Raw genomic sequence first — 26,285 nt, forward strand, 5'->3', positions numbered from 1 at the left:
CCGTGCCTTTCAGCCTGCAGGATTTGGCGGTACCGATTCTCGGTGCACCAATGGCAGGCGGTCCGAGCACGCCCGCCTTGGCGGCCGCGGTGTCCGACGCTGGTGGTCTGGGTTTCGTGGCAGCCGGCTATCTGACTGCGGAGAAGTTCGCCGAGGTGATTGCCGGCGCCCGGGCGTTGACGTCGGCACCGATCGGTGTGAACCTCTTTGTGCCGCAGCCGTCGGCGGCAGATGCCGGTGAGCTGGAGCGCTACCGCGACCTGCTCGCCCCGCTCGCCGAACACTACGGTGCCGAGATCGCGCGGCCCCATCCCGACGACGACGCATGGCAGGCCAAGCTCGACGTGGTTGCCGATACCGCACCGGAGGTGGCGTCGTTCACCTTTGGTTGCCCGGCGCCGGAAACCATTGCCCGTCTACGTGATCGGGGTGTGCTGGTCGTGGTGACGGTCACGAGGCTCGACGAGGCGGCAGTGGCTGTCGGCGCGGGCGCCGACGCTCTGGTGGTGCAGGGCCCAGAAGCGGGAGGGCATCGGGGGACGTTCGATCCCGTCGTCCGGCCCGGCGATGAGCCGTTGGATTCGTTGCTGTCCGCGATCATCGCGGCCTACGACCTGCCGGCGATTGCGGCGGGTGGCCTGTCCAGTGCGGCGGATGTCCGGCGGGTGCTCGATGGGGGAGCGGTCGCGGCGCAGGCGGGCACGGCGTTCTTGCTGGCCGAGGAGGCGGGCACCAACGCCGCCCACCGCGCGGCGCTGACCGATGAGAACTTCACCGAAACTGTTGTGACACGGGCTTTTTCAGGTCGGTATGCGCGCGGCCTGGCCAATGACTTCACCGCGCGCTATGACGATGTGGCGCCGCTGGGTTATCCGGAAGTCAACCAGATGACCGGTCCGCTGCGCCGCGCCGCCGTCGCCGCCGGCGATCCGCACGGCACCAACCTGTGGGCGGGTACCGCATGGCGGGAGATCAGCGGAGGCAGCGCAGCCGGCATCGTGGCGGCTTTGGCCGGGGATGCCCGGTGAGCCTGTCCCGCCGACGCCTTCTGGTCACCGGCACCGCGGTGTCCGTACTCGCGGCCTGTGGCGTCAAGCCCTCTCCGGCCCGCCCGACTCTCAGCGACCCGGCCGAGCCGTTGCCGCCCGTCGAGCAGCGCATCGCCGATCTGGAGAAGCGGCATAACGCATTTGTCGGGCTCTATGCCCAGAACCTGGATTCGAAGGTGGATCTGGCGCACCGGGACGGCGACCCGTTCGCGATGTGCTCGACGTTCAAGTCCTACCTCTCGGCCCGGGTGCTGCAGAAGGCGCAGGCCGGGGAGTTGCGGCTGACGGACACTATGTTGGTCGATCCCGCGGAACTGAAGCCCAACTCGCCGCGTACCGAGCCCAATGCCGGTCAGCCCATGGCTATTGCGGATCTGTGCGCAGCTGCGCTGCAGGTCAGCGACAACACCGCCGCCAACATGTTGCTGCGCACCATCGGCGGGCCGCCGGCGATCACCGCATTCGCCCGGTCCATCGGGGACGATCGCACCCGGCTGGACCGCTGGGAGACCGAGCTGAATTCGGCCGTTCCCGGCGATCCGCGTGACACCAGCACGCCGAGGGCGCTCGGCGGTGGTGTCGCTCGGGTGCTGACCGGGGACGTTCTCGACGGGCCGCACCGCACGCAGCTGCAGGACTGGATGCGCGCCAACACAACCTCGAGCATGCGGGGTGGGTTACCGGCGGGCTGGACGACCGCTGACAAGACCGGATCCGGTGACTTCGCCAGCACCAACGACGTCGGGATCGCGTTCGGGCCCAACGGTGAACGGGTTCTGCTGGCGATTATGACCCGGACTCGATCCGACGATGCGCAGGCCGAGCCGCTGCGTCAGCTCATCGCCGAGGTGGCGACGCTGGCGTTGCCCGAGGTGACCCGCCCGCGATGAGTTTGGGTCTCGCTGGATGTCAGTACTGAAGACCGACGACATCAGCCGAAAGGATCCATCGTGAGTGAGTACGCCGCCCCGGTCGGGGCGCCCATCTGGTTCGACCTGGTGAGCAGTGATCCCGCGCGCGCCGCGGAGTTCTATGGCGAGATCTTCGGTTGGCAGCTGGAGGGACCGGCGCACCCGGAGTTCGGGGGCTATCAGAACTTCACCCGCAACGGTAAGCGGGTGGCCGGGCTTATCCCGCCGATGGGCGAGGGCCCGGCGAACATCTGGTCGGTGTACCTGCACACCACCGACGGGAGCGCCACCGTCGCGGCGGCGGAGGCCGCGGGCGCGACGGTGATGGTGCCCCCGATGGCGGTCGGCGATCTGGGCTCGATGATGGTGGTGACCGACCCCGCCGGTGCGGTCATCGGGTTCTGGCAGCCCGGGACGCATCCTGGGTTCACCGAGTGGGGTGAGCACGGGACGCCGTATTGGTTCGAATGCCAAAGCAAGGACTACGACGCATCACTGGCGTTCTACCGCCAGGTGCTCGGGGCGCGGATCGAGGAGATCGGTACCGGCGGTGACCCGGAGGCCGTCGGCCCGGACCGCTACGGTCAGGTTTTTGCCGGGGAGAGCGCCTACTCGGGAATCATGGACGCCGCCAAGCTATTTCCCGCTGAGGTGCCGTCGTTCTGGCAGGTGTACGTCGCGGTCGACGACGTGGCAGCCACGGTGAAGCAGGCCGAGGAACTCGGTGCGGAGATCGTGATGCCCGGCGAGGACACTCCGTATGGCACCCTGGCGGTGCTGCGCGACCCACTGGGCGCGCTGATCTGCCTCGGCCATCCGCCTGCCGGGATGTAAAGACCAACGAACCGGGACGCTGCGGTGAGCAGTCCCGGTTCGCTGTGCAGTAGTGAGCTGTTGGCTCACTGAGGTTTTCAGGCCGTCAGGCCGGCCGGATCGGTGTACGGCAGGTCAAGGTCGTTGGCGACCTCGTGGTTGAGCAGCTGTCCGTGATGGGTGGACAAGCCCTTGGCGAGCGCCGGGTCGGACGCGCAGGCGCCCTGCCAGCCCTTGTCGGCGAGCTTGATGACGTACGGCATGGTCGCGTTGGTCAGGGCGTACGTCGAGGTCCGCGGTACCGCGCCGGGCATGTTGGCCACGCAGTAGAACACCGCGTCGTGCACGCGGAAGGTCGGGTCGTCGTGCGTGGTGGGCCTGGAATCCTCGAAGCAGCCACCCTGGTCGATGGCGATGTCCACCAACACCGCACCCGGCTTCATTTGTGCCACAGTGGCATTCGTGACGAGCTTCGGGGCCTTGGCGCCCGGCACCAGCACGGCGCCGATGACCAGATCGGCCTGTTTGACGGCATCCTCGAGGTCGAGCCGTGAGGAGTAGCGGGTTTCGATCGCACCGCCGTACTCGGCGTCGATCTTGCGCAGGATGTTGATGTTGAGGTCGAACACGGTGACGTGCGCGCCCATACCCCACGCGACCGCGGCGGCGTTGTCGCCGGCCATTCCGCCGCCGATGACGACGACCTTGGCCGGGGCCACACCGGGAACGCCGCCCATCAGCACGCCGCGACCGCCCTGGGTGCGCATCAAGTGGTAGGCGCCGACCTGCGCGGCCAGCCGGCCTGCGACCTCGCTCATCGGGGCCAGCAGAGGAAGCGCTCCGTCGGCCGTCTGCACCGTCTCGTAGGCGATCGACGTGGTGCCGGACGCCAGCAGGGCATCGGTGCACGGACGCGAGGCGGCCAGGTGCAGGTAGGTGAACAGGGTCTGGTCCTTGCGCATCCGGCCGTATTCGGCCTCGATGGGCTCCTTGACCTTCAGCAGTAAGTCGGCCTCGGCCCACACCTGGTCGGCGCTGGTGATGATCTGCGCACCGGCGGCTTTGAAGTCGTCGTCGTGGATGGCGGAACCCTCACCGGCGCCGGCCTGGACGATGACCTCGTGGCCGCGGCGGACCAGTTCGGACACTCCGGCCGGGGTGATGGCCACGCGGTATTCGTTGTTCTTGATCTCGGTCGGGATGCCGACGCGCATGATCGCTCCTTGATTGAGGTTTGCGTGCATCAAGTGTGAAGAACATTCGATGTGATGGCAATCATGACGAAAAAGATTCGCTAGGATGCGCCCATGGCCGAACGATCGACGAAATCTACCGTGCGCCCGATGCCCGTTCCGAAGGATGTTCGGACCGAGCTCGACGATGTCGACCGACGGATCCTTGCGGCGCTGCATGCCGATGCGCGAATCTCCAACAGCGCTCTGGCCGACGCGATCGGCATCGCGCCGTCGACCTGTCACGGGCGGGTGCGCCGGCTGCAGGACATCGGGGTGATCCGCGGCTTCTACACCGATATCGACCCGGCCGCGATCGGGCTGCCGCTGCAGGCGATGATCTCGGTCAGCCTGCAAGCCAATGCCCGCGGCAAGATCCACAACTTCATCCAGCAGATCCGGCGCAAGCCGCAGGTGATGGATGTCTACTTCCTGGCCGGCGCCGACGATTTCATCATTCATGTGGCCGCCCGCGACACCGACGATTTGCGGTCATTCGTCGTCGAGAACCTCAACGCCGACGCTGATGTGGCCGGCACCCAAACATCGCTGATCTTCGAGCACCTTCGCGGTGCCGCACCGCTATAGGTCAGAAGGACACGTCGGGGCGAGGTGGATTTGATTCTTGATGTCCCGATAGGCCGCGACACGCGCCAACACGGCGTCAACCTCCGGGCCTTGCGGCGTGATGTCGGGCGCTGCGTCAACCCCGTACAGCGTGGCGCTCAGTTTCGCGTGAAGTTCGGCCCGTTGCTCGGCCACCTTCGCATCTCTACGTTCGTTCTGCAGTGATCGGTCGATGAATTGTGCTTCTTCTGCGCATTTTTCGATCAGCTCGACGCGTTCGATTGCGGCGCGTTCGAGACTTTTGATGGTGCTTGATGCCTCGGCGAGGATTCGTTTGTCGTCTGCGCTGGGTTTATCCAACACGGCCAATTCATCGGCTACTGTGCGCAATTGGTGCGCTTTTTCGAGAGTGCTGGTGATTCCGAATATCTCCGAACTGAAGTCGACGTCGCCCAGCCACCCTTCGCGGGCAGCTTCTGAAGCGGCTACCTGCCTCACCGCCTCGAACGCCGACTCGATGCGTGCGGCGTTTTCCACGCCGTACATGTCAACGCGCCTCTGCTTGTCTTTACGTTGCTGCTCTTCGCGTTTGCGCTCAGCTGCGGCGGCGCGAGCGGCTTGGTCGATGCGTGCTTGCTCTCGTGCCTGTTCGCGCCGTTCGTCGGCTTCGCCAACGGCTCGGATGAGGGTGGCGCCAAGGAGGATGAAACCGGCAATGGCTGCCACGGCGACGAGGACGCCGAGGATGACATCCATGTGACTGCCCAGCCAGCCGACCATGAATACGAAGAAGAGAACTCCGGCTACGCCTCCTCCGCCGGCGCCATTTCTGCTCACGGAACCCCTAGCTCTTGTCTCCGATCAGACCGATTTCCCGGATGCTAATGGGCACCGCCGACAAGTCTGACGATCGCCAGGGGACCGGATTAGTGGCGGCGTGCCGACGAGGCCGTCGAACGTTTCGCTGTCCGGTCGCCGGCAGATTTTGCGCCAGGAGAACCAGGTTTCGCGCGCTTGGTCGACGCGGCTTTGGTTGGCGTTGTAGTCGTTTTGGCAGGCTGGATCGCGACGGGAGCCGGCGCATTCGGATCGGGAATGTCCACCGGTCGGTGGTAGGCCTTCTCGATGATCGGCCGCAGCTGCTTGTCCAGCGCGGGGGCCAGCGGTCCGGCCCACGCAATCAGGGGCAGCGTCTTTGTCGGCACCCACACGTAGGTGACGTTGCCGGGCTGGCCGTTGACGTCTGGGGTGAAGCGGACGTTGTTCGGGTCGTCGAGATCCACTCGCCGGTAGTCCGGGTGGATCGAGAACATCCCGACGACGGCATTGGCGATCGCGAGCAGGTTTCGGGGATCATCCGGCCAGTCGGCCCAGCCGTCGTACTGCCGGATGACGTCGGTGCCCATGTAGGCGGTGTCCGGTGGGAGCCACGGTCCCGTCGAACTTTCGGTCTTGCCGCGCCGGCCGCCGTACGGATTCTCCGGATTGCCGATTGAAACCCAGGTCAGGCGGCTCGGGTCTGGAGCATTGGCCGGGTCTGCGGCAAACCGTCGGAGATCGGAGTAGACGACTTGCCCACCCTGGCTGTGCCCGAAGAGTACGATTTGCTCGTCGGGGGGCAGCGCCGCGATGGCCTGCTGGACTCTTGTTGCTCCCTGATCCGTGAATGCTCCGCCAGGCAACGCGAAGTAGTCGACCGGTTGGCAGTGGTTCGGTGACTTGCAAAGGTCGCCCTGCAGTTGCTTCGGCACAAAATGCCAGATGTGCTGCATGCCGACGAAGCCGCCCTCGAGCGTGAGGACTGTTGCCGCATTACTTACCGGAGCCGCCGCGATCAACGCGGCGGTCATTGCTACGGCCAAGCCAGCTTTCTTGAACATCCCCGACCTCCCCATCGGAATCGTAGGCGGTAGCAACGCACTGTGGGTGCCGATTGACGTGTTGGGGTGAGTGGCGCCGCGACACCCGATCACTTAGCGTCTGCTCGTTGGGCCGAGAGGATGTGGTGATGCCGGGGGAGCAGGCGGGGATGCGGAGCAGGCTGGCTGTTCGCGCCGGCCTACGCCGCCCGCGTCGGTGCCGCAGTCGCGCTGGTGTCGATCAAGTTCACCCGACTGCGGCCCGTCGCCGAGGGTGTGTTCGCGGCGGTGCTTTTCGGTGTCATCTTCGTGGTTGTCGCGTTCGCCGGTTTGTCCGCGTTGGCGTAAGTACCTGCCGACTAGGCTGCAGCTATGCGAGTTGCGGTTCTGGGGGCCAGGGGCAAAGTTGGCACCACAATGTGCGAGGCGGTGCGGGCCGCCGACGATCTGACGTTGAGCGCCGAAGTCGACGCCGGTGACGCGCTGTCGCTGTTGACCGACAGCGACACCGAGGTGGTCATCGACTTCACCCATCCCGATGTGGTGATGGACAACCTTAAGTTCCTCATCGACAACGGGATCCACGCGGTCGTCGGCACCACCGGCTTCACGGATGAGCGCCTGGACAGCGTGCGTTCGTGGCTGTCCGCGAGGCCGGATTCGGCCGTGCTGATCGCCCCTAACTTCGCGATCGGTGCCGTGCTGTCGATGCACTTCGCGCAGAAGGCCGCGCCCTACTTCGAATCCGTCGAAGTGATCGAGTTGCACCACCCGCAGAAGGCCGATGCCCCGTCGGGCACTGCGACCCGTACCGCCCGGCTGATCGCCGAAGCGCGAAAAGGCTTGCCGCCCAACCCTGATGCCACCAGTACCGGCCTCGATGGCGCCCGCGGCGCCGACGTCGACGGCGTGCCGGTGCACTCCATTCGGCTCACCGGTCTGGTCGCACATCAAGAGGTGTTGTTCGGCACGATGGGGGAGACGCTGACCATCCGGCACGACAGCCTCGACCGCACGTCGTTCGTACCGGGTGTCCTGCTCGCTGTGCGCCAGATCGCCAACCGGCCCGGCCTCACCATCGGAATCGAACCGCTGCTCGACCTGTGAACGCCGCGCTGCGAATCCAGCTGCTGATCGGCCTGATGTGTGCGGCCCTGGTGGTCTACTTCCTGGTGCTGGGCCGCACGGGCATCACTCTTATCGGCACCGGAACTCCGGTCGCGGTCGCGCTCGGCATCGGGGTGCTGATCCTTCCTGTCGTCGGGGTGTGGGCGATGGCCGCGACGTTGCGCGCGGGGTTCGCCCATCAGCGGCTGGCGCGGCTGGCCGTCGAGGCCGGGATGGAACTCGATGTCAGCCAGCTGCCTCGGACACCGTCGGGACGTATCGAGCGCGACGCCGCGGACGCGCTATTCGACATGGTGCGGGCCGAACTGGAAGCCGACCCAGACAACTGGCAGCGGTGGTACCGGTTGGCGCGGGCCTACGACTATGCGGGCGATCGGGGCCGAGCCCGTGAGACGATGCGCAAAGCCGTTGCCATGCAGGCGGAGTCAGCGACATGAAGCGACTACTGATCGTGCATCACACCCCGTCGCCGCACTGCCAGGAAATGTTCGAGGCGGTGCTCTCCGGTGCTACCGACCCCGAAATCGAAGGCGTGGAGGTGATTCGGCGTCCGGCGCTCACGGTGTCATCGGTGGAAATGTTGGAGGCCGCCGGCTACCTGCTGGGCAGCCCCGCCAATCTCGGCTACATCAGCGGCGCACTCAAGCACGCATTCGATCAGTCGTACTACCAGATCCTCGACGCCACACGTGGGCGCCCGTTCGGGGTCTACCTGCACGGCAACGAGGGCACCGAGGGAGCCGAGCGTGCGATCGACGGCATCACCGCCGGCCTGGGCTGGGTGCGGGCCGCGGAGACGGTCATCGTGTCCGGCAAGCCGAGCAAGGACGATGTCGAGGCGTGCTGGAACCTCGGCGCGACCGTCGCAGCTCAGCTGATGGAATGAATGCCGCTCAGCCGGACGGGGTGTCGATGCCCGCTTGAGAGAAGAGCGATTTGGCGACGATCGGCTGCACGGACGCCGGATCCACACGATTCATTGCACTTGTGAACGCCGACGCTGCTCGTGGGGTGGCTGCCTTCGACGGCTGACGGACGGCTGCCGCCTGCGCGGATGACGTGGTCGGGCTCTCCGCGACGATGCCCTGGCCGAGGCGGTCGATCTGGTTTCCGGTATCCAGGAAGGGCGGGATCAGTATCTCCAGCCGCTGTGACTCAGGTAGTTGCGTTGAATTTCGGAGGGCAGGTCCGACCACCACCTCCGGCGGCGGAGTCGGCCCCGAATTCTGGTCTTTCAGCACATTGCTCTTGCTCCCGTTGTCGTCGGGCTTGGTCGGAACGTCAGGCCCGCCACCGTGATGAGGGTGGGGAGCGGCCTGCACCGGGCCGCCGAACAACGGTGCCGCGGGGGAGGCCTGGGCGGGCGCCGGCGGTGTGGGCGCCATCTGTTCGAGATACTGCCGCCACGCCTGGAGGTAGCCGAACAACTGTTGTGCGTAGTCCGGCCCGGACGGCGCGGGCTGTGCCGGCAACGGCATGGTGGGCATGGGATGCCCCGCCGCCGGGGTGGGCGGCATGAATGGATTGGTGGGAAGTTGAGGGGCACCGGACATGGTGGTCCACTGCTGTAGAAGCTGTTGCCCCGCTTGAAGATAGGCGAACAGCTGCTGCAGGTAATCCGGCGACGGTGTGAACATTGTTTAGCCTCCTGCTGGTGTGGTCGGAAGGGCTGAGACACCGAGCGGGTAGGGAGCCACGATGTCCAGGGGGTGCGGCAGTGACCGCTCGCAAAAGTCTGAATCGATGTTGCGGAGGGGGCGGGTGTCGGCCGGCTCCCGGTTCTCGATGTCGAACACATAGCAGTAATCACCGGCCGGTGTCGGCATCCGGATCGGACTGGACAGACTTTGGTCGAGGAAGCCGTACGGGAACACCCACTTCAGCGGCGGGCTCTTCTCCCGGCGGTCAACGCCGCCCGATTCAACCCAGATGTAGTGGTCGAGAATGGCATTGACCGCGTGGCGGCCCGACTCGCACGCGGCCTCCATCGACGTCAACCGAGTGAACGTCTTGTTCCATGTGCCGGCGAAGACCACCGAATTGTTGTGCACTTGGTAGCCGCCGTGACGCGCTTGCCAGACGTTGGCCTGCTCGAGGTTTTCGAGCCACACGTCCTCCGGCGGGATGAAACTCCATGACGTCCCGTGCGGGTTCCACGGCTCGGTACCAGGCCGGTTGCCCCAATCTCCCACGATGGGGACCAGATACGGAGTCTTGTTGCGGACCACCCGACCCTGGCCTTGACCGGGTCCGCCCGCCATGACGAGACCGCGGTCGAGTGCGTACCACATCGGGCACGGCACCACCCCTTGTCCAGCCGATCCTGAGTCGCCGGCCAGCGCGGTGGTGATCTGGCGCCACACTTCCGAGGCAATTTCATCGGGCGTGCAATCGCGTGCTGCTTTAGCGCGGCCGGACTCGTCGAGCACGTGCGGAGAGGGGGTATTGAAATCGCCGATGTCGACCGACAGCACCGAGACGTGTCCGTCGCGGTCCAGAATCGGGCGCTTCTCCCATAGTCCTGTCTGGTTGACCGACGACAGGGCCCATGGGCTGCCGACATACAGCATGTGCCCTCGGACAAGCTGGAACTCTGTGTCGAAGTAATACTGGATCCCACACAGGGTTTGAAAGCGATCCCATGGCACTTGGCCCAGTTCGTCCATCGAGTAGGGATCCCGCCATTGTTTGGGTCGAGTGGCGGAAGGTTGCAGCGGGCCATCGGGTGGCGGAGCCGTGGTGGTGAAACCGTCCAGCTTGGCCGCAGTACCGCCCGTGCCTGCCGCGCGCAATGCGGTGGCGAGGTATTCGGCCGCGGGTGCGTCGACGGCGACGACCGTGTAGTCCGCAGTCAGCCGGGTGCCGTCGGCGAACGTGATCTGTGCGCGCGGACGCAGATGCGGTGGCTGTTTGGGGTCTGGTGTCGGCGGGTCAATCCGGGTCGCCGCCGTGTGGACGAAGCGGACGCCGAGCGCGATGAGGTGGTGGTACCAATGGTCGAACCACGATTCGGTGGTGGGACCGTTGAGCACGCCGTCGGCCTTGTTGTCGCGACGGTCCATGCTCAGGTACAGCTGAAGATTCGTGCTCAGATTCGTGCGCGCATCACCCCAGCGTGAGTCGAGGGCGACCAAAACTCTTGGCATCTGGCGCAATAGCTTGTCGCACTGCGCTGTGTAGGAGTATTTGTCCGTACCGGTCTTGGGGTCGTGTCCGACGAAGAAGTCGTATGCCGAGACGTTCTGCAGTTCGAACCTGCGGCGCAAGGGGCTGGTGACAAGGTAGCGAAGCAGTCTGCTCTGATAGGTTGTTATATCGGTGGGAGCGAACCCAAAAGTCGTGAGTTGCGAGAGCACGCTGAGGAATTCGGCGGGGCTGCGCGGAAGTTCGCGGGGAAATACGAGTGACGGCTCACCGTCGGCGGTGGCGCCCTGCGTGACCACTCGGCGGACGTTGTCGTAGACGGTGCGTGAGGTCGGCGTCCAGTGCGACGCGCCGTCGGCTCGACGGGTGTTCTGGTAGACGGGTATCCGCTGGAACATGTCCCAGATGTGCAGGTAATACGCGGGGAAGAACCGAAAGCCGTGCTCGCCCGGCACCGCACGTCCGGGCGCCGGCGGGTGGCCCCGGCGCCCGGGGAAGGGGCGCAACTCGGCTTGGCTTCCGTTGTGTGTGCCGACCGTCGAATATTGCGAGGCGGCGAGACCACCGAGTTTGACAGGCGGGTATGCCCCGGCGAATCTGGGGCCCAACCCATTTCGCTCGTCATGCTCTGCTTCATACACCGTGACGACGAAACCCCGCTCGGCGAGTTCCTGAGCGGCGGTGAGCCCCGCGATGCCGGCGCCGATCACCGCTACGGTGGGACGGCGCTTGCAGGACGCCGGGGTCCTTATGCCGTGGTCGGTCATGGCGCACCTGCCCGGAGTTCTGACAGCAGCGCGGGTACCGACGCCGCTCGGACCGAGCCGTGAATGTATGCCAACAACGTGTCGTGTGCGCGCTGGACGTCATCGAGGCAACCATGTACCGACACCGCGCCGGCCTCCACCGCCTCGTCGAGCCCGACTTTGGCGTCGATCAAATCGAGAATGGTCATTCGTGACGTTCGGATCCGGACGCCGGCCGCCTGCGCGGGACCGTCCGTCACCTGCAGTCGTTCATCGCCTGCGTGTACCGAGAAGATGTCGTCGCCGACGTCGAGTTCAACGATCAGGGGGCCGAGTTCGGCAACCAGCAACCGGTAACTGGCGGGCATATCGTCCGCGAGATGGTCCACTGACCGCCGGAAGAGTGCCGACACCTGTTCAGCCATAGAGGAACTCGAATACACCGGTACCGACGAAGGTGAAGTCCTCACCCCTGATTGTGCCCTGCACCCGAACTGTCCCGTCGGTTTCACACAGCACCGTCGATCGGTCCAGGCGCACTTCGCTCGGTTGCGCCAGGCGAGCATAGGAACGCGAATGGAACTCGGCACGCACGGCATCGCCCGCTCGTGCCGCCGTGACCTCTACCAATTCCGGCACACCTGGTACCTCGCCGTCGAGCAGCAGGCGCATCGGAGGGGGCAGCGTGCAATCGGCCGCGCGGCTGAGTCTGCCATTCGAGTGGGTCTGGACGGCCGCGTGTCGGAATATCGCGACGGGCTCGTCGTGGCGCCATACGTAGAGCGATCGTGATACCGACCGCAGCCAGTTGCGGTCAGTTATCTCGACGAAGACCATCGACCACGGCTCTTCGGGGGCAGTGGGCAAGATGGTTCCCCAGGTCCAGCCGAAATCGTCGCCCCACCGGAATCGGCCCCAGTTGTGGTCGTGATAGGCCAGATCGTCGGCGAATCGGTGATGTCGGCCGCCGACGTGCAGCCAACCGGACGCGCGCAATCGTGGCACGAACAGCCAGCTGATCCGACCGTCGCCCGCCGGTTCGTTGCGAACCACGAACGGCCGGCTGGTCGCAGTGAAATGCACTTCACCCCGAATGTCGTTCTCGGGCAGATCTATTGACAGCCGGTAGCCGTCAGCTTGCACGGTCATCCGGCTGTTGCCGATCGTCAGGTCACCCAGGTCAGCCGAGACCTCGATCGCGTGCCCGTCGAACCGTTCGATGGCACCGGTCCAGTTCTCGTCGTGTGCGATCACGATGACGCGGGGTGCCGGCCGCACCTCGTCGGCTCCGAAGACTTCGTTGTTGAGGCTGAGGTTGATCAACACTCGCACGCCGTGACCGTGGATCACGAAGTGATGCCACTCCTTGAAACCCGCGGGCCGGGCCGCGGCCAAGATCGGGCTTCGCAGGAAGTCGCTGCGTGCGAGCGTGGCGCTCATCGCAGGAACCTTGTCGTCGGGGCCTGCGGTTCCCCGGTGGGTCTCGTATCGAGTTGTTGGGTAGAGCAATTGGCCATTCGCTCGACAGCCGAACCTAGGCTGGCGAGCCCAAGCAGGGCGTACCCGAAGTCGTCGCAGTCCTCTACCGGCGCGGCGACGGGGCCGGTGTCGGAGGCCAGGGCGTGAACCAACCCGGCGAGGGCGGCGAGACCGACCAGATAGCCGATGAAATCGCTTTTGTCGGCAAGTGCTTGACGAGGATCGGTGAGTGTCACGTGAACCCCTCGGGCCGTAGCCTGGCCAGGGTCGTGTCGTCGAGGCCGTGTCCGACGAGAGCGTCGACCAGCAGATCAGCCCACGCGTCTGGGGTCCCGCTGGGTGCGGCGGGGCCGCCGAGAACGTTGAGACTCAACATTTCCCACACCCGGCGCAGGTTTTCCACCGATTCGGACGCAGCCAGTCCGTCACGCAGCCGCGCTCCGCGTGGGGTCTCGGCATACCGGCGCCCCTCGGCAACGAGAAGGTCGTGCAGCCTGCGAGCGGCCGCTGGATTGCCGAGAACCGCACGCCGCGCGCCGATCAGCAGTTCGAAGATCGCCCGCTGCGTCCCATCGGCTTCGTCTGGTGGTGGCGGATGCAAGTGTGGTGTTTCTCGCTCGATGAGGTCGAGGGTGAGTTCGCGGACTCGCTCGAGTTCCGCCAGCATGCCGGCCATCTGCTCGGGGGTCATCGAGTTCGCCCATGCACGTAGTCCACGAGATCGGCCAGCACGTCGCGGTGCCGGCTGTGCGGGAACCAGTCGAGAGTTGCCAGCACCGCGGCCGCCTGCCGGGCGTGTGTCGCGGCGACATCGCGTGCATGCCGCAGCGCTCCGACGTCAAGCATCAATTCGAACAACCAGCGAATGTCGCTGATGCTCTTGCACTCCGAAGGCTGGTGGCTCTGCAGACGCGCCACGAGTTCGGCCCGCCCCGATTGCGACAGTTCGCCTTGTGCTGCGAGCCGATCGAGCAGGTCGGTCAGCTCCTCACCGTCGGGACTCGGTCGGCGCTTGGCCAAGATCGCGATGGCGCGGTCCTGATCCTTCGGCTCGGCATGGCGCAAGGTGTACAGCAGCATCAGGGTTCGCTTGCCCTCCCACAGATCCCCGCCGATCTCCTTGCCGTACTCCTGCGGGTCGCCCCGCAGATTGAGCAAGTCATCCGTGATCTGGAAGGCCGCGCCGAGATGTCGTCCGAAGGACTCCAACGGCTCCATCCGCTCGGGCCCGGCTCCCGCCGCAATGGCGCCGGCCTGCAAGGGCGTGATGAAGGTGTACCAACTGGTTTTCAGTTCCACCATCTTCAGGTAGTCGGCGTCGTTGAGCCGCCAACTGTTGGAGCGCACCCAGTCGAGTTCCAGCGCCTGGCCGTCGACAGTCAGGCGGGTCATTTTCGCGACCGCTCGCAGAATGCGCAGTGCTGGGCCGAGTCCTACTCGTTCGACGTTGTCGAGTAGCGGCTGCAGCGAGAGCGACAGCATGGCGTCGCCGACGTTGATGGCGATCGGGACGCCGTGGTCGATGTGCAGCGTGGGTTTGCCGCGCCGCCACCAGGATTCGTCCTCGATGTCGTCGTGGATCAGGAACGCGTTGTGGTACAGCTCCAGGGTGGCCGCCGTGGGCAGCACGGCCTCGAGATGGCCACCGAGCCCGAGGCATGTCGCGATGCTCAGCGCAGGCCGAAGCGCCTTGCCGCCCCGCAGGGGATAGTCGAGGATCAGGTCGTAGAGGCTGCCGTTTCCACGCTCACCCGGACCGTACAACCGCGCGATCTCACCGTCGCAGGCTTCTTTGCACAGTGCGAGGTAATCGTCGAGCGGCCGGGCCGATAGCGACTTCGGGCCGCGTGCACATGGCTCAGTGGTAGAGGGCGGCGAGGCCGAGGTCATCGGTGATCCTCAAGGCGTACCGGATCCGTGCGGTGAGCTGTATTTGGCCACCGCCGGTCTCGCCGTCGATCTCCAGGCTCGGCGGAAGGCTGACGGCGATGTCCACCGGCTCCTCACCGGGCGATGCGTCGGGCGCTGAGCCCTGGGGGATTCGCCTTCTACGACCAAGCACCACGATGCGCGTGTCAGCGTCCGCTCCTTCCAGATGCGTGGTCCGGTGCAATGCGTTGATGTTCGCCCCGGTGAGCAGCCCGTCCAGGATTGAAGACCCGCTCACAAACTGGCTGAGATTGGTCAGCCCCTCTGTGTTGGTGATCAGGCACGACGGCGCCCGATACCCTCCATCCTCCACATGCGCACGGGCGGCGATTAGTTTCTTCAGCAGATCATTGTCGCTGTTGTTTGTTGACAGGCTCAGGGTCGCATTTGCGTAGAGCTGCGGGAGGATGGCGTCATCGACGTTCTTGGCTAGCACCTTCGTCCTGGCCATGACTTCGGTGAGTAATGCGTCAGGGGTCGGCCCATTCGCCTGGGCAAGAGTTACTTGAAACGGCTGTTGATCTAATGTCAGATTGAGAAAGCCCGGCGGACTGTATTTGCCGTCAGCGACTTTGATCTGGCCGGGATCCCCGACGTCCCAGTGCGGGATGGCCTGCCAGACAATGCTGCACTGCGCGAATGTGTCCCGGACCGCCTGGTTGGCCAAGGCAAACCGCTCTGCGCTCATGTACATGACTACGGACCCCCGACAAGTCGTAGATGTTTCGCCTCGATCATGGCAGAGGAAATGGACGCGCACGCAATTAATTCGCCGAATTCCAAAAATGGAGTAGTGAACTACTTGCTCAGGAGAACGATTTCTTGGCCGGGGTCCATTTCGCCACGCGTCATCGCATCGCAGTGCGCCAAGTGCAATGGTGCAACAGGATCGTCGGGCAGCAACTCTCGGCAGCGTTCGAAGGCGGCGCGGGCCTTATCGACATCGCCCGCGTCGAACAGGGCGAAGGCTTCGTCGAAGGCGGGCTGCGCCGCACGCTTCGCCTGCCGCAGGGCGGCCGAATCCGATTCGTACACTTCATAAATCGTTACCTGCTGACGCCGGTTGACCACTCTGACCCGTTCCATGCGACGGATATCGAACTCCGCCAGATGGGCAATCCGCGCATAGGTCTGGTCGGAGATCAGCAACGCCGAGCCGTACCGCTTGTTGGTGCTCTCGATGCGCGCAGCGAGGTTAACTGCGTCGCCGATGATGGTGAGAACCATGCGGTTGACTCCGCCAACCAGACCGACCCCCACCGTGCCGGTGGTGATCCCGATGCCGGCTCGCAGCTCTTGGGAACCGAGCGCTTTGCGCTCCTGGTTGTGATCGTGCAAGGAGCGCAGCATGCCCAGTCCCGCGCGCACAGCGTCGGGCTCGGACTCGAAGACGGCGACGATCTCGTCGCCGCGCATGTCTTGGATCATGCCGTTGTAGCTGATGATCGGCAATTCCATGGCACGCAGAAAGCCCGTCGCCAGGTTGCCCGCCTCGGCGACGTTCATATCTTCGATCATCGTGGTGTAGCTTCGGATGTCGCTGATGAGCACCGTCATCTCGCGCTCGACCCGATAGCCGCTGCGGACGCGGCGGAGATCGTCGATGTCGAGGATGCGCAGGAGTTCGTTCGGCACGAATCGCGACTGAACGTCCATCAGCGATTGCCGGTACTCGTCGGCGGCCCGCAGTCGTGCCTCGAGTTGGAAGTTCCACAGGGGAGCCGCTGCTTGCGCGCACAAGAACACGACGGCCTGTTCGTGGTCGGCGCTGAAAACTCCCGCGGATTCGCCCTTCTCGGCGTAGACCACACCGATTACGTTGTCGTGCAATCGTATTGGAGATACTAGTACCGAAGGGGTGGTTGCTGCCCCATCGGCGGCAACGATCACTGGTGATCCATCGTCGATCGCCCGACGCACGATCGCCGGATCGTAGGAGACCTCGGTCCACGGGCCGTCCACGATAGTGATGGCGCCACGGTCGTTGATGGCGCGAACTGCCACGTGTTCAGGCTCGCCGGTGAGGAATAGGACCCGATCCGCGCCGGTGGTGTCCGCCACCGAGCCCAGAACGATGTTGGCCAGCATGTCGGCGGTCCGCGCCGCGGACAGGGAGTGGAGTAGCTGGTGCGCCCCGACCGGGTCGATGCCGCTGGACCCTGACAGATCGCGCCGCAGTAGCCAGGGGTGCTCCCGCGCCAGCCTGTCGGCGCGCACCACGAAACCCAGGTTCTGCCATCGCTGGTGGGCCCTGCGCAGCATGTGCTCACTGAGCGTCGCGCGCCCGGTGTCGGCGTAGAGCGCGGCGACCTCCTCGTGGGTGTACGCGCTCACGATCGGAAGCTGATTCTCCTCGGCGAGAGCGATCGCCTGGTGGAGGAATCGATCGGCCTTGGTGTTCTGGCCACGCGCCCGCGCCCACGCACCCTGAATGAGCGCATAGGGTGCCGCGTAGTTCTCCGGTGCTCCCGTCGCCCATTTGCGGTGCAACGCCAGGGCCTGTCGGACAAAGCGGTTGGTCGCGGAATCCTGTGGTGCGCTGTGGATCATGCCAAGTGCGCCGAGGAGATATACGAGCTGTGAGGCCGGGATCCCGGCCAGGCCATCGATGTGCTCGATCGCCTCATGCGTGGCGGCGGCCGCCCCGGCGTAGTCACCGCACCAGAAATGCAACCCCTGTTTCATGGCTGCGGCCGCGGCGAGGGTCACGGCATCGCCCTCGCTGCGCGCCGCCGGAAGCACGTCTCGCTCGTCGTAACCGCTCTCGCCGGCGAGCAGGAGCGGGTCGGCGGTGCGCCCCATCAGATTGAGGCACAGTTGCTGCACGGCCTGGCAGAGGGCACTGGGCACTGGCTGCGAACGGATCTGCGGGATCAGGGATCTGGCGAGGGCGTCGATCTCGGCCAACGGACGTCCGAGCCAGAACGACTGGGAGAGCAGGACCGCAACCAGGAAACCGGCGTTTTCCTGGTCGCCCTGGTCGAGCGCCGCATCCACCGCACTGCGAAGCTCCGCCAACCCGTCCCGGATGGGGTGGCGCCAGTGATGGATGTAGTCCAGATACATGAACACGGTCTGCGGACGGGCCTCCCGGAATTCCGGTCGCGCCGCAAGTGCCCTGCCCACCTCACCGAAGCGCTGGGCGCCCGCGTGGTCGCCGAGCAACACGAGCACGATGCCGTACCCGGTGATGACCACCGGTGAGGAGGGCGTGTGGCCGTGGGCCAGAGTGAGATCGAGTTGTTTCCGGACCAGTAACGGCAGGATGTTCGGCCGGATCAGGACCGCCATGTTGCACAGCTCGGCAAGAATCGGGTGAAGTGCGATGACCCGCGCGTCATCGCAGCGCGGCAGCGCCAGCAGTCGTTCGTTGCTCCAGCGCCGCATCGTGAGCTTCATCTGGATGATCGCGTTGCCCATCCGGGGTTTGCCTGCGTTGTTCGCGACCGGTTCGTCGAGCTGTCGAAGAGCCTGCAGGCCGATCTCGAGCGCATCCTGCAGGCGATTCTCGGTGACGCAGCCTTTGAGACGCAGATACGCCAGACGCGCGCGGTCCGGCGGCTCGTGCAGGAACTGCTCGGCTTCGTCGAGTACCGCGTTGAGTGTCATCACGTCACCGACGAGCAACGCGGCATCGGCTGCGTCGAGTTGAAGCTCGCGCGTCAGTGCGAAGTCTGTGTTCCAGCGTCGGTCGCCGAGCAGTTCCAGCGCACTGCGGCAATAGTCGAGTGCCAGCGGAAAAGAGGCTTGCGCCCGAGCCTTTCGAGCCGCCCGCCGTACGACCTCGACAAAGGTCCTGCGTTCGGTCTCATCTGTGGCTGCGCCGCCGGCGATGCCGATATGGCGCGCCGCGTCGAAGACCCGGTCGTCGCCGAGCGTGATCAGCCGTCGACTTATGCGCAAGTGGATGGCACGCATTTCGTCGTCCGACAACCTCGCGCGGGCGGCTTCGGCAACGCGGTCATGACTGAACCGGTAGCGGGCGTCGTGGCTGATCGCGTTGGTGATCCGTTGCCCGTGTGCGTCGAGTGCCTCGACCAGCCGAAGCTCCAGGCACTCCCACAAAGCCCGGGCTACGACATCGGGCGACTTCGCGGCCGCCGCGATCGCATCCTCGAGGTCGAACTCGGCACCGATGCACGCGAGTGAGCTCAATACCTCCCGATCCGACGGACGAAGCTGGTCGAGGTAGCGGCCCAGGAACTCGGCGGTGGTGGCGGACACCTCGATCGAGGTGAGCACGCGCAGGTCCCACCTCGGCTGGCCACCAGGGCCGACCGGAACGAGCGCGCCTTCGAGTTGGGCCCGGTAGAACAGTTGCCGGACGTGCAGCGGGTTGCCGCCCGTGCGATGGTGAAACTCGGCGGCCACGTCGCCCATCTCCACACTGCGGCCGCATACATCGGCCAGCAGCTCTTCGACGTCGTCGAGGGCCAGGGGTTCGAGCTGGATCGCTTGCAGGCCATCTGATTTCAGCGCGGCGTCGGCCGGATCGAACTCGCCGGCCCGGTGGGCGCCCAGAACCAGGACGTTGCGCAGCGACACCGTCAGCAGCTCGGCCACCAGCAACAGCGTGTCCCGGTCGGCCCACTGAAGGTCGTCGATCGCCAGCACCACCGGTCGGAACGACGCCGTGGCAGCCAGCAGCCGGATGATGGCGCGGTGTAACTGGTGTCGAGAGTCGGCAGCGTCGAGTTCGGCGGTACTGGCGAATTCGCCTAGTAGCGATGCCAATTCGGGTACGAGTTCGGCGAGAATACCTGCGAACCCGGACATCTCGGCGACGAGTTCGGCTTGCCACCGGGCGCGTTCGGCGGGACCGGTGGCCTGCATGGTGCGCACGATCGAACCCAGAGCGACGGACAATGCTGCGTACGGGGCCGGTGCGTCAGGCCGGCATCTCCCGTAGCCGAATACACACCCACCGCGGGATGCCTCGATGCCGAACGCGTGGATCAGCGTCGACTTGCCGACGCCTGGCGCACCGCTCAGTAGCAGGCATGCCCCGCCGGCGCGTCCGGCCGCATCGACCGCGGCTCGGAGGTCGGCGAGTTCGTTCCGGCGGTCGACGACACGGCCGCCGAGGTCCAGGACCGGAGTCGTCACGGCAGGAACGGCACCTCATGCGGGGCCGTCGTTGAGACGGCACGGTGAGGAAATCGCAGGTTGACGTCGAAAATCATGGCCAGACCCCCCGAGGGCAGTGTCCATGAATACTAGTGACGAATCGGCGATTGTGTGCGCTATCCGCGCCGGGTCAGGGACGCAGACCGGAAAGGATCATCTCGGCGAAGACCTCTCCGATCTCAGTCAGTGAGCACCGGCCGCTGGGCGCGTACCACCGATGGATCCAGTTGTGCATGCCGAGGATTCCGTGCGTAACCAACCGGGGCTCCAGGTCGGCGCGGAAAACCCCTGTGCCAACGCCCTCCTCGACAATCGCGAGCAGAGTGCGGGCGTAATCCTCGGCGTTGGCGCTGATGCTGATGCCATCGGGGATCGCGGCGATGTGCTGGCTCTCGCTGAACAACAGGAACAGCTCGGGGTGGTTCTGCAGGTCGTCGACGTAGGAGTGCAAGGCGGCACGCAATTTCACATCGGCCGGGTCGTCGGATTCCAGTGCGGCACGGCAGTGCCGGGTCATGTCGCGGGCCGGCTCCTCGATGAGGGCGAGCAGCAACTCTTCCTTGGTTCCGACGTAGTAATAGAGAGACGCCCGATTGATGCCGACTTCGGCAGCTACGTCTTCGAGCCGGGCACGGGCAAATCCCTCACGCCGGAAAACCTCGGTGGCCCCGAGAAGGATGCTGCGCCAGCGTTCGTTGGACGCCCGGCGATCTGCTGCGCGCCGCTCTATACGGCGCCTGGCGTTGTCGCTCTGCTGACCTCTGCCTGGGATCGGTCTCGCCCTTCCGGTCTTGCTCTGCTCGCCGTTTCAAACTACGTCATGAGGCCCGCAACCTTGCCGATTGCAACACGTCGGCGACCAACCCCGACCTGAGCTGCGCGACCCGATCTGATGTCGGTTCTGGACCGCCGGCACGGTGGGGCCCTACGGTCTTCTGCATGCCGGGAATCGCTGAGATCGCTCTGGGGGCCGCGCCGATCGCCGGCGGGGCGCTACTAGGTGTCGCCGCCGGCAATCTCCGAGGCCCCGACGTGCGCGGCGCCATCAAGGCCGACCTCGAGTTGCTCGATCAGCTCCCTGAGGAGAACGCCGAGCTGCGCGCCAGGCTGCGCGAGAGCATCAACGCGCGGATCGTCGACCTCATCGACGCCACCGAGAAAAGCCGCGAGCTGCGCGAGATCGCCTCGTCGTACAAGGGCAACTGGCGCGACATCGTGGTCTTCATCTGCGCGGTGCTGTTCACCATCGTGTGGTGGAACGTGCCACACAGCCGAACCAACTGGCTGGTGATGTTCGTCTTCCTGATCCTGCTGTCGGGTGTCGTCGCGGTCTACGCCTCGCGCGGCGTCATCCGCGCGCTGGCCAGCCTGCGCGTCTCCCGCCACAAAGACGACTCAGCGGGGTAGGTGCGCTCCGAAGAAGTCCCTCATCGCGTCCCAGTGCCGCCCGGCGGCGGCTTCGTCGTAGGGCGCGTTGTCGGGGACCGCGAACCCGTGGGCGGCCGGATACCACTCGATGGTGTGGTCGACCCCGGCCGCCGTCAGCGCCTTGTCCAGCGTCTCGGCTTGGGCCTTGGTGAACGACGCGTCGTCCTGCGCTCCGCCGACGTAGACCGCGGCCGTGATCTGATCGGCCAGCAGATGCGGGCTGCCCGGGTCGTCGGAGGCCAGCCCGCCGCCGTGAAACGACATCGCCGCGGCAACGCGCTCGGGTACCCGTCCTGCGACCGTCAGTGACGTGCGGCCACCCATGCAATAGCCCGTCGTGCCGAACGCCTCGCCGGTCACCTCGGGACGACCGGCCAGGTAGTCGAAGAACGCCCGCGCATCGGAGGCCATCGCGTCCGGTGTGACGCTTCCGATCATCGAGAACAGTCGCTGCCGCTCGGCCTTGTCGCTGAACACGGTCTCCATGTCGAACGGCGCCCAATCGCCGCTGCGGTAGTACACGTCGGGCACCAACACCGCGTACCCCAGGTCTGCCAGCCGGGCCGCCATGTCGACGAACGTCGCGCGGGTGCCACCGGCATCGGGATACAGGATCACACCGGGCCACGGGCCCTGGCCATCGGGAACGGCAAGGATGACCGGACAGGTTCCATCGGCAGTGGTGACGGTGTCAGAGATGGTCGGCATGGCTTCGTTTGTACTCTCTGTCTGCGCACGTAAGCTGAGCGGCGTGCCGATCGCCACGCCGTACGAGGATCTGCTGCGACTTGTGCTCGAGCAGGGCACACCGAAATCCGATCGCACCGGGACCGGCACCCGCAGTCTGTTCGGCCACCAGTTGCGCTACGACCTGTCGGCCGGTTTCCCGCTGATCACCACCAAGAAGGTGCACCTCAAGTCGGTGGTCTACGAGCTGCTGTGGTTCCTGCGCGGAGAATCCAATGTCGAATGGCTGCAGCAGCACGGCGTGACCATTTGGGACGAATGGGCTTCTCCCACCGGCGATCTCGGACCGGTATACGGGGTTCAGTGGCGGTCATGGCCGACGCCGTCGGGTGAACACGTCGACCAGATCAGCGCCGCACTGGACCTGCTGCGCACCGACCCCGACAGCCGCAGGATCATCGTTTCGGCGTGGAACGTCGGCGAGATTCCGCAGATGGCGCTGGCGCCCTGTCATGCGTTGTTCCAGTTCTACGTCGCCGACGGGCGGCTGAGCTGCCAGCTCTACCAGCGCAGCGCCGACCTGTTCCTCGGGGTTCCGTTCAACATCGCCAGCTACGCGCTGCTCACCCACATGATGGCGGCCCAGGCCGGACTCGCGGTCGGCGACTTCGTCTGGACCGGCGGCGACTGCCACATCTACGACAACCACGTCGAGCAGGTCACCGAACAGTTGAGCCGCGATCCCCGTCCATACCCTGAATTGGTTCTCGCTCAGCGTGATTCGATCTTCGACTACACCTACGACGACATCGAGATCCGCAACTACGATCCGCACCCGGCGATCAAAGCGCCCGTTGCGGTATGACCATGAGCCTGATCTGGGCGCAGTCGACCTCGGGTGTCATCGGCCGCGACGGTGGCATTCCGTGGCGCCTTCCGGAGGACCTGGCCCGCTTCAAGGAACTCACGATGGGACACACCGTTGTGATGGGCCGGCGCACCTGGGAATCGCTGCCCGGCTCGGTGCGGCCGCTTCCGGGCCGGAAAAATGTCGTACTCACCCGGCAGGCTGACTACATGGCTGACGGAGCGACGGTGGTGAGCGCGTTGGACGACGTGCCCGATGACGATATGTGGGTGATCGGAGGGGCGGAGGTCTACCACCTCGCCCTCCCACTGGCGACCCACTGCGAGGTGACCGAGGTCGAGATCGACCTGCGCCTCGAAGACGAGGACGCCTTGGCTCCGGTTCTCGACGAATCCTGGGTCGGCACGTCGGGGGACTGGCAGACCAGTACCTCGGGACTGCGTTACCGGTTCCACAGCTACCAGCGAGCATGACCCGGCTGTCAGCCGATCAGGCCCGCCGTGTCGCCATCTCAGCTCAGGGCTTCGCCGAAACCAAGCCTCGCGGGGCCGTCACCCGCGCGCATCTGCGCAGACTCGTCAGCCGCATACAACTGCTGCAGCTCGACTCGGTGTCGGTGGCCGTGCGCGCGCACTACGCGCCGGTGTTCAGCAGGCTCGGCCCCTACGATCGCGGCGTCCTCGACGCCGCGGCATGGAGCCACAGCGCCCGGGCGCCGCGGCTGCTTGTCGAGTACTGGGCACATGAGGCCGCGCTGATGGCGGTCGAGGACTGGCCGCTGATGCGTTGGCGGATGCGGGAATACGCCCACGGCCGGTGGGGCCAGGAGATCGTCAAGAAGAACCCGCGGCTGGCCGACAACGTCTTGGCCGCCGTCGACGAACTCGGGCCGAGTACGGCCGGCCAGATCGAAGCGCACCTGGAAGGGGAACGCGCGCGGCGCAAGGGCCCCTGGTGGGATCGCAGCGACACCAAGTGGGTGGCCGAGGCCCTGTGGTCGTCGGGAGCGCTGACGACGGCGACGCGGATCGGGTTCGCCCGGCACTACGATCTCACCGAGAAGGTGCTGCCGCCGCACGTGCTGGCCCGTGAGGTCGACGATGACGAGGCAGTGCGGGAATTGGTGCAGCGCGCCGCAGGTGCGCTCGGCGTGGCGACCGAGCCCGACCTGCGTGACTATTTCCGGCTGAGTCCCAAGCAGAGCAAGCCCGCGGTCGCCGCGCTGGTTGCCGAGGGTGTGCTGGAGGAGGTCGAGGTCGACGGCTGGTCGGCGCCGGCGTACCTGGCACCGGGTGTGACGGTGCCCCGGGTGGATCGCGGCACAGCGCTGTTGTGCCCGTTCGACCCGCTGATCTTCTTTCGCCCCCGCCTCGAGCGGATCTTCCAATTCCATTACCGCCTAGAGATTTACACACCCGAACCGAAGCGGCAGTTCGGCTACTACGTGTGGCCGTTCCTGCTCGACGGGCGCCTCGTCGGACGTGTCGACCTCAAGGCCGAACGCGCCAACGACGCGCTCAACGTGGTCGGAGCATTCACCGAACCGGGCCAGAACCCGGCGGTGGTCGCGCCCAGGCTGGCTGCCGAACTCCACAGCATGGCTGCCTGGCTCGGGTTGGGCACGGTCACGGTCGGCGCGCGCGGTGACCTGGTCGGGCCGCTCGGTGAGGCTCTCTAGACGCCCAGATCGCCGCTATGGTCGCGATTGTCGGCGATCAGCAGCCATCGTGTCGATCTCGCCGAGTTGATCCTCGTCAGCTGAAACGTTGCGCCAGGTTCTTCTTGTCGATCTTTTCGCCCGGCAGCGTCGGCAGGGCGGCGGTGCTGATGTGCCAGCGTGTCGGAATCGCGAAGTGCGCCAGCACATCCGACACGTGGGTGCGGAGTTCGCCCTCGGTCGGTGCGGCATCACCGTCCCGGTGGACGATCACGGCGGCGAGTTCCTCGCCGAGGTCGGGGTGTGGCAGTCCGATGGCGGCCACCTCGACCACTGCGGGGTGGGAGGACAGAGCGGCTTCCACCTGGCCGCAACCGATGTTCTCGCCGCCCCGGATGACGATGTCCTTGGCGCGACCGTCGATGAACAGGTAGCCATCCACCAGATGGCCGAGATCACCGGTGTGCAGCCAGCCCTGGTCGTCGATCGTTCCGTCGTCGATGCCGACATAGCCGTTCATCACTGTTGGTGAGCGGGCCAGGACTTCCCCGACTCCGTCGCCGTCCGGCCGGTCGATGGCGAGCTCGACGACCGGGTAAGGACGTCCGACGGTTCCCGGATACTGCTGCAGGTCGCGACCCGTCGCCGAGGTCAGGAATCCGCCGGCTTCGGTCATGCCCCAGGTATTTCCGAGCCCCCGGCCGGCGAGCTGAGGCAGCCGGATCCGCATCCGGTCCAGCAGCGCGGTGGGGACCGCGGCCCCGCCGAGCGGGAACGACCGCAGGGTCGACAGATCGAAGGAGTCGAAGTCCGGGTGCTCGAGCACCCGGATCGCCATGGTCGGAACGCCGCCCCAACTGTGCACACCTTCGCGTTCGATCAGCCCGAGCACCTGACCGGCGTCGAATCGCCCTTCGGGAATGACCACCCTGCCGCCGGTGAGGTAGTTGCTCAGGAGGTTCGAGAGGCCGCCGACGTGGAACATCGGGGTGCTCGCCAGCGAGACCGCTTGCGGTGCATCAGGATCGAGCTGATGCGGCAAGCGTTTGGTTACCGCGAGCACGTTGTGCTGGTTGGCGATGACCGCGCGCCGGGACAGTTCGACGGCCTTGGGCAAGCCGGAACTGCCCGAGGTGAACAAGATCACCGCGGTCGCGTCGGGGTCGTCGATTTCGGATGAACCAACGCGGCCCGCGAGACGCCCGCCGGCGAATCCACTGACGTCTCGCGTCTTCGCTGCGGCCACGCCGGCCAGGGGCGTGTCGGCGATGACGAGATGGGGATCGAGCAGACCGATGGCATGGTCCACCTCGGTCTGCTTCCACCATCGATTGGCCAGTACCGGAACGGCCCCGCTGCGCCACGCCGACCACAGGGCGACAACCCATGCCGGACTGTTGTAGGCGTACAGCATGATTCGGTCGCCGGGTTGGACACCGTCGTTTCGCAGGGCGGCGGTTCCCGCGTTCACGGCCTCGGTGAACGCGGCGAACGTCATGCGGCGCTCGCCCTGCACCAGAAAGGTGCGCTCGGCCCAGCGCTCCGCGTCGGCGAACACCTGGGCGAATGTGCTTGGCCGAGGGGAGTACTGCAGGCCCGGGTGACCGGCGTAGCCGGCGGCGTCAATATCGCTTCCCCAGCGCACGTCTGGCATCTGACTC

At 65.8% G+C, this 26,285-nt stretch carries 24 protein-coding genes and 1 pseudogene; 11 read left to right on the top strand and 14 right to left on the bottom strand.

Features of this window, described 5'->3' with window-relative positions; translation table 11 throughout:
• The first annotated feature begins 2 nt into the window (after positions 1-2).
• From BST42_RS02210 to BST42_RS02220, 3 genes are read left to right on the top strand one after another with little or no spacing between them, the layout of a single operon-like run.
• Entirely contained in the window at positions 3-1,028 is a 1,026-nt protein-coding gene (locus BST42_RS02210; protein WP_083116908.1) for a nitronate monooxygenase, read from the top strand.
• Entirely contained in the window at positions 1,025-1,939 is a 915-nt protein-coding gene (gene bla / locus BST42_RS02215; protein WP_237159165.1) for a class A beta-lactamase, read from the top strand. The genes BST42_RS02210 and bla overlap by 4 nt, the downstream gene beginning before the upstream one ends.
• A 60-nt stretch (positions 1,940-1,999) precedes the next feature.
• Positions 2,000-2,794 carry a VOC family protein gene (locus BST42_RS02220; RefSeq protein WP_083116910.1) on the top strand — a complete coding sequence of 265 codons (795 nt, stop codon included), beginning with the start codon at positions 2,000-2,002 and terminating at the stop codon, positions 2,792-2,794.
• Positions 2,795-2,871: 77 nt separating this feature from the next.
• On the opposite strand, the gene ald is transcribed toward BST42_RS02220, so the two are convergent.
• On the bottom strand, positions 2,872-3,987 hold the full coding sequence (gene ald / locus BST42_RS02225) for an alanine dehydrogenase (RefSeq protein ID WP_083117244.1): 1,116 nt from the start codon (positions 3,985-3,987) through the stop codon (positions 2,872-2,874).
• 93 nt (positions 3,988-4,080) lie between these two features.
• Between ald and aldR the strand changes: the two genes are divergently transcribed.
• Positions 4,081-4,593 carry an HTH-type transcriptional regulator AldR gene (aldR, locus tag BST42_RS02230; protein WP_083116911.1) on the top strand — a complete coding sequence of 171 codons (513 nt, stop codon included), beginning with the start codon at positions 4,081-4,083 and terminating at the stop codon, positions 4,591-4,593.
• Here the strand turns inward: aldR and BST42_RS02235 are convergent.
• Positions 4,588-5,352, bottom strand: coding sequence for a hypothetical protein (locus BST42_RS02235; protein WP_237159167.1), 765 nt, complete (start codon positions 5,350-5,352; stop codon positions 4,588-4,590). The genes aldR and BST42_RS02235 overlap by 6 nt on opposite strands.
• A 146-nt stretch (positions 5,353-5,498) precedes the next feature.
• Positions 5,499-6,452, bottom strand: coding sequence for a PE-PPE domain-containing protein (locus BST42_RS02240; RefSeq protein ID WP_165760760.1), 954 nt, complete (start codon positions 6,450-6,452; stop codon positions 5,499-5,501).
• A 351-nt stretch (positions 6,453-6,803) separates the two neighbouring features.
• Here BST42_RS02240 and dapB point away from each other — a divergent pair, with 351 nt between their 5' ends.
• The 3 genes from dapB to BST42_RS02255 are packed head-to-tail and all read left to right on the top strand — an operon-like array spanning position 6,804 to position 8,445.
• Entirely contained in the window at positions 6,804-7,538 is a 735-nt protein-coding gene (gene dapB, locus BST42_RS02245; RefSeq protein ID WP_083116914.1) for a 4-hydroxy-tetrahydrodipicolinate reductase, read from the top strand.
• A 35-nt stretch (positions 7,539-7,573) separates the two neighbouring features.
• Complete coding sequence (locus BST42_RS02250; protein ID WP_083117245.1) at positions 7,574-7,996, top strand: tetratricopeptide repeat protein; 423 nt, start codon at positions 7,574-7,576, stop codon at positions 7,994-7,996.
• Positions 7,993-8,445, top strand: a complete 453-nt coding sequence (locus BST42_RS02255) for a flavodoxin family protein (protein WP_083116915.1) — start codon at positions 7,993-7,995, stop codon at positions 8,443-8,445. Before BST42_RS02250 ends, BST42_RS02255 begins: the two co-directional genes overlap by 4 nt.
• Positions 8,446-8,452: 7 nt before the next feature.
• Here BST42_RS02255 and BST42_RS02260 read toward each other — a convergent pair.
• From BST42_RS02260 to BST42_RS02300, 9 genes and pseudogenes are all read right to left on the bottom strand, one after another.
• A pseudogene (locus BST42_RS02260) lies at positions 8,453-11,470 on the bottom strand (FAD-dependent oxidoreductase).
• Entirely contained in the window at positions 11,467-11,874 is a 408-nt protein-coding gene (locus BST42_RS02265; RefSeq protein ID WP_083116916.1) for an SCP-2 sterol transfer family protein, read from the bottom strand. The pseudogene BST42_RS02260 and the gene BST42_RS02265 overlap by 4 nt, the downstream one beginning before the upstream one ends.
• On the bottom strand, positions 11,867-12,889 hold the full coding sequence (locus BST42_RS02270; RefSeq protein WP_083116917.1) for a hypothetical protein: 1,023 nt from the start codon (positions 12,887-12,889) through the stop codon (positions 11,867-11,869). Before BST42_RS02270 ends, BST42_RS02265 begins: the two co-directional genes overlap by 8 nt.
• Complete coding sequence (locus tag BST42_RS02275; RefSeq protein ID WP_083116918.1) at positions 12,886-13,164, bottom strand: hypothetical protein; 279 nt, start codon at positions 13,162-13,164, stop codon at positions 12,886-12,888. Before BST42_RS02275 ends, BST42_RS02270 begins: the two co-directional genes overlap by 4 nt.
• The gene (locus tag BST42_RS02280; protein WP_083116919.1) at positions 13,161-13,619 is read right to left on the bottom strand and encodes a hypothetical protein; all 459 of its coding nucleotides are present in this window, start codon (positions 13,617-13,619) and stop codon (positions 13,161-13,163) included. Before BST42_RS02280 ends, BST42_RS02275 begins: the two co-directional genes overlap by 4 nt.
• Positions 13,616-14,818: a polyprenyl synthetase family protein gene (locus BST42_RS02285; RefSeq protein WP_083116920.1), complete on the bottom strand. Its 1,203-nt coding sequence runs from the start codon at positions 14,816-14,818 to the stop codon at positions 13,616-13,618. Before BST42_RS02285 ends, BST42_RS02280 begins: the two co-directional genes overlap by 4 nt.
• A complete protein-coding gene (locus tag BST42_RS02290) occupies positions 14,787-15,545 on the bottom strand; it encodes a hypothetical protein (RefSeq protein WP_237159170.1) in 759 nt (252 codons plus the stop codon). Before BST42_RS02290 ends, BST42_RS02285 begins: the two co-directional genes overlap by 32 nt.
• 110 nt (positions 15,546-15,655) lie before the next feature.
• On the bottom strand, positions 15,656-19,963 hold the full coding sequence (locus BST42_RS02295) for an AAA family ATPase (protein WP_083116922.1): 4,308 nt from the start codon (positions 19,961-19,963) through the stop codon (positions 15,656-15,658).
• A 151-nt stretch (positions 19,964-20,114) separates the two neighbouring features.
• A complete protein-coding gene (locus BST42_RS02300) occupies positions 20,115-20,756 on the bottom strand; it encodes a TetR-type transcription factor C-terminal domain-containing protein (RefSeq protein WP_207569436.1) in 642 nt (213 codons plus the stop codon).
• Between the two features lie 167 nt (positions 20,757-20,923).
• Between BST42_RS02300 and BST42_RS02305 the strand changes: the two genes are divergently transcribed.
• On the top strand, positions 20,924-21,391 hold the full coding sequence (locus BST42_RS02305) for a hypothetical protein (protein WP_083116924.1): 468 nt from the start codon (positions 20,924-20,926) through the stop codon (positions 21,389-21,391).
• On the opposite strand, the gene BST42_RS02310 is transcribed toward BST42_RS02305, so the two are convergent.
• Positions 21,380-22,120, bottom strand: coding sequence for a dienelactone hydrolase family protein (locus BST42_RS02310; protein WP_083117246.1), 741 nt, complete (start codon positions 22,118-22,120; stop codon positions 21,380-21,382). The two genes, BST42_RS02305 and BST42_RS02310, sit on opposite strands and share 12 nt — an antisense overlap.
• Before the next feature lie 43 nt (positions 22,121-22,163).
• Here BST42_RS02310 and BST42_RS02315 point away from each other — a divergent pair, with 43 nt between their 5' ends.
• Genes BST42_RS02315 through BST42_RS02325 form a run of 3 tightly spaced genes read left to right on the top strand, consistent with a single transcriptional unit; the run spans position 22,164 to position 24,645 of the window.
• Complete coding sequence (locus BST42_RS02315) at positions 22,164-22,964, top strand: thymidylate synthase (protein WP_083116925.1); 801 nt, start codon at positions 22,164-22,166, stop codon at positions 22,962-22,964.
• Positions 22,961-23,440 carry a dihydrofolate reductase gene (locus tag BST42_RS02320; protein WP_083116926.1) on the top strand — a complete coding sequence of 160 codons (480 nt, stop codon included), beginning with the start codon at positions 22,961-22,963 and terminating at the stop codon, positions 23,438-23,440. Before BST42_RS02315 ends, BST42_RS02320 begins: the two co-directional genes overlap by 4 nt.
• Positions 23,437-24,645, top strand: coding sequence for a winged helix-turn-helix domain-containing protein (locus tag BST42_RS02325; protein ID WP_083116927.1), 1,209 nt, complete (start codon positions 23,437-23,439; stop codon positions 24,643-24,645). The genes BST42_RS02320 and BST42_RS02325 overlap by 4 nt, the downstream gene beginning before the upstream one ends.
• Positions 24,646-24,721: 76 nt before the next feature.
• On the opposite strand, the gene BST42_RS02330 is transcribed toward BST42_RS02325, so the two are convergent.
• Positions 24,722-26,278 (bottom strand): class I adenylate-forming enzyme family protein, encoded by a 1,557-nt coding sequence (locus BST42_RS02330; RefSeq protein WP_083116928.1) that lies wholly within the window; start codon positions 26,276-26,278, stop codon positions 24,722-24,724.
• Positions 26,279-26,285 lie beyond the last annotated feature (7 nt).

The sequence above is a fragment of the Mycolicibacterium rhodesiae genome, from assembly GCF_002086695.1.
In the GTDB taxonomy this organism is placed as follows: domain Bacteria; phylum Actinomycetota; class Actinomycetes; order Mycobacteriales; family Mycobacteriaceae; genus Mycobacterium; species Mycobacterium rhodesiae.

Coding starts and splice junctions, on each gene's coding strand:
- BST42_RS02250 (WP_083117245.1), top strand. CDS start 7,574: ATGTGTGCGGCCCTGGTGGTCTACTTCCTGGTGCTGGGCCGCACGGGC.
- BST42_RS02330 (WP_083116928.1), bottom strand. CDS start 26,278: ATGCCAGACGTGCGCTGGGGAAGCGATATTGACGCCGCCGGCTACGCC.
- BST42_RS02235 (WP_237159167.1), bottom strand. CDS start 5,352: ATGGTCGGCTGGCTGGGCAGTCACATGGATGTCATCCTCGGCGTCCTC.
- BST42_RS02270 (WP_083116917.1), bottom strand. CDS start 12,889: ATGAGCGCCACGCTCGCACGCAGCGACTTCCTGCGAAGCCCGATCTTG.
- dapB (WP_083116914.1), top strand. CDS start 6,804: ATGCGAGTTGCGGTTCTGGGGGCCAGGGGCAAAGTTGGCACCACAATG.
- BST42_RS02265 (WP_083116916.1), bottom strand. CDS start 11,874: ATGGCTGAACAGGTGTCGGCACTCTTCCGGCGGTCAGTGGACCATCTC.
- BST42_RS02255 (WP_083116915.1), top strand. CDS start 7,993: ATGAAGCGACTACTGATCGTGCATCACACCCCGTCGCCGCACTGCCAG.
- aldR (WP_083116911.1), top strand. CDS start 4,081: ATGGCCGAACGATCGACGAAATCTACCGTGCGCCCGATGCCCGTTCCG.
- BST42_RS02305 (WP_083116924.1), top strand. CDS start 20,924: ATGCCGGGAATCGCTGAGATCGCTCTGGGGGCCGCGCCGATCGCCGGC.
- BST42_RS02320 (WP_083116926.1), top strand. CDS start 22,961: ATGACCATGAGCCTGATCTGGGCGCAGTCGACCTCGGGTGTCATCGGC.
- BST42_RS02280 (WP_083116919.1), bottom strand. CDS start 13,619: ATGACCCCCGAGCAGATGGCCGGCATGCTGGCGGAACTCGAGCGAGTC.
- BST42_RS02310 (WP_083117246.1), bottom strand. CDS start 22,120: ATGCCGACCATCTCTGACACCGTCACCACTGCCGATGGAACCTGTCCG.
- BST42_RS02285 (WP_083116920.1), bottom strand. CDS start 14,818: ATGACCTCGGCCTCGCCGCCCTCTACCACTGAGCCATGTGCACGCGGC.
- ald (WP_083117244.1), bottom strand. CDS start 3,987: ATGCGCGTCGGCATCCCGACCGAGATCAAGAACAACGAATACCGCGTG.
- BST42_RS02290 (WP_237159170.1), bottom strand. CDS start 15,545: ATGAGCGCAGAGCGGTTTGCCTTGGCCAACCAGGCGGTCCGGGACACA.
- BST42_RS02325 (WP_083116927.1), top strand. CDS start 23,437: ATGACCCGGCTGTCAGCCGATCAGGCCCGCCGTGTCGCCATCTCAGCT.
- BST42_RS02240 (WP_165760760.1), bottom strand. CDS start 6,452: ATGTTCAAGAAAGCTGGCTTGGCCGTAGCAATGACCGCCGCGTTGATC.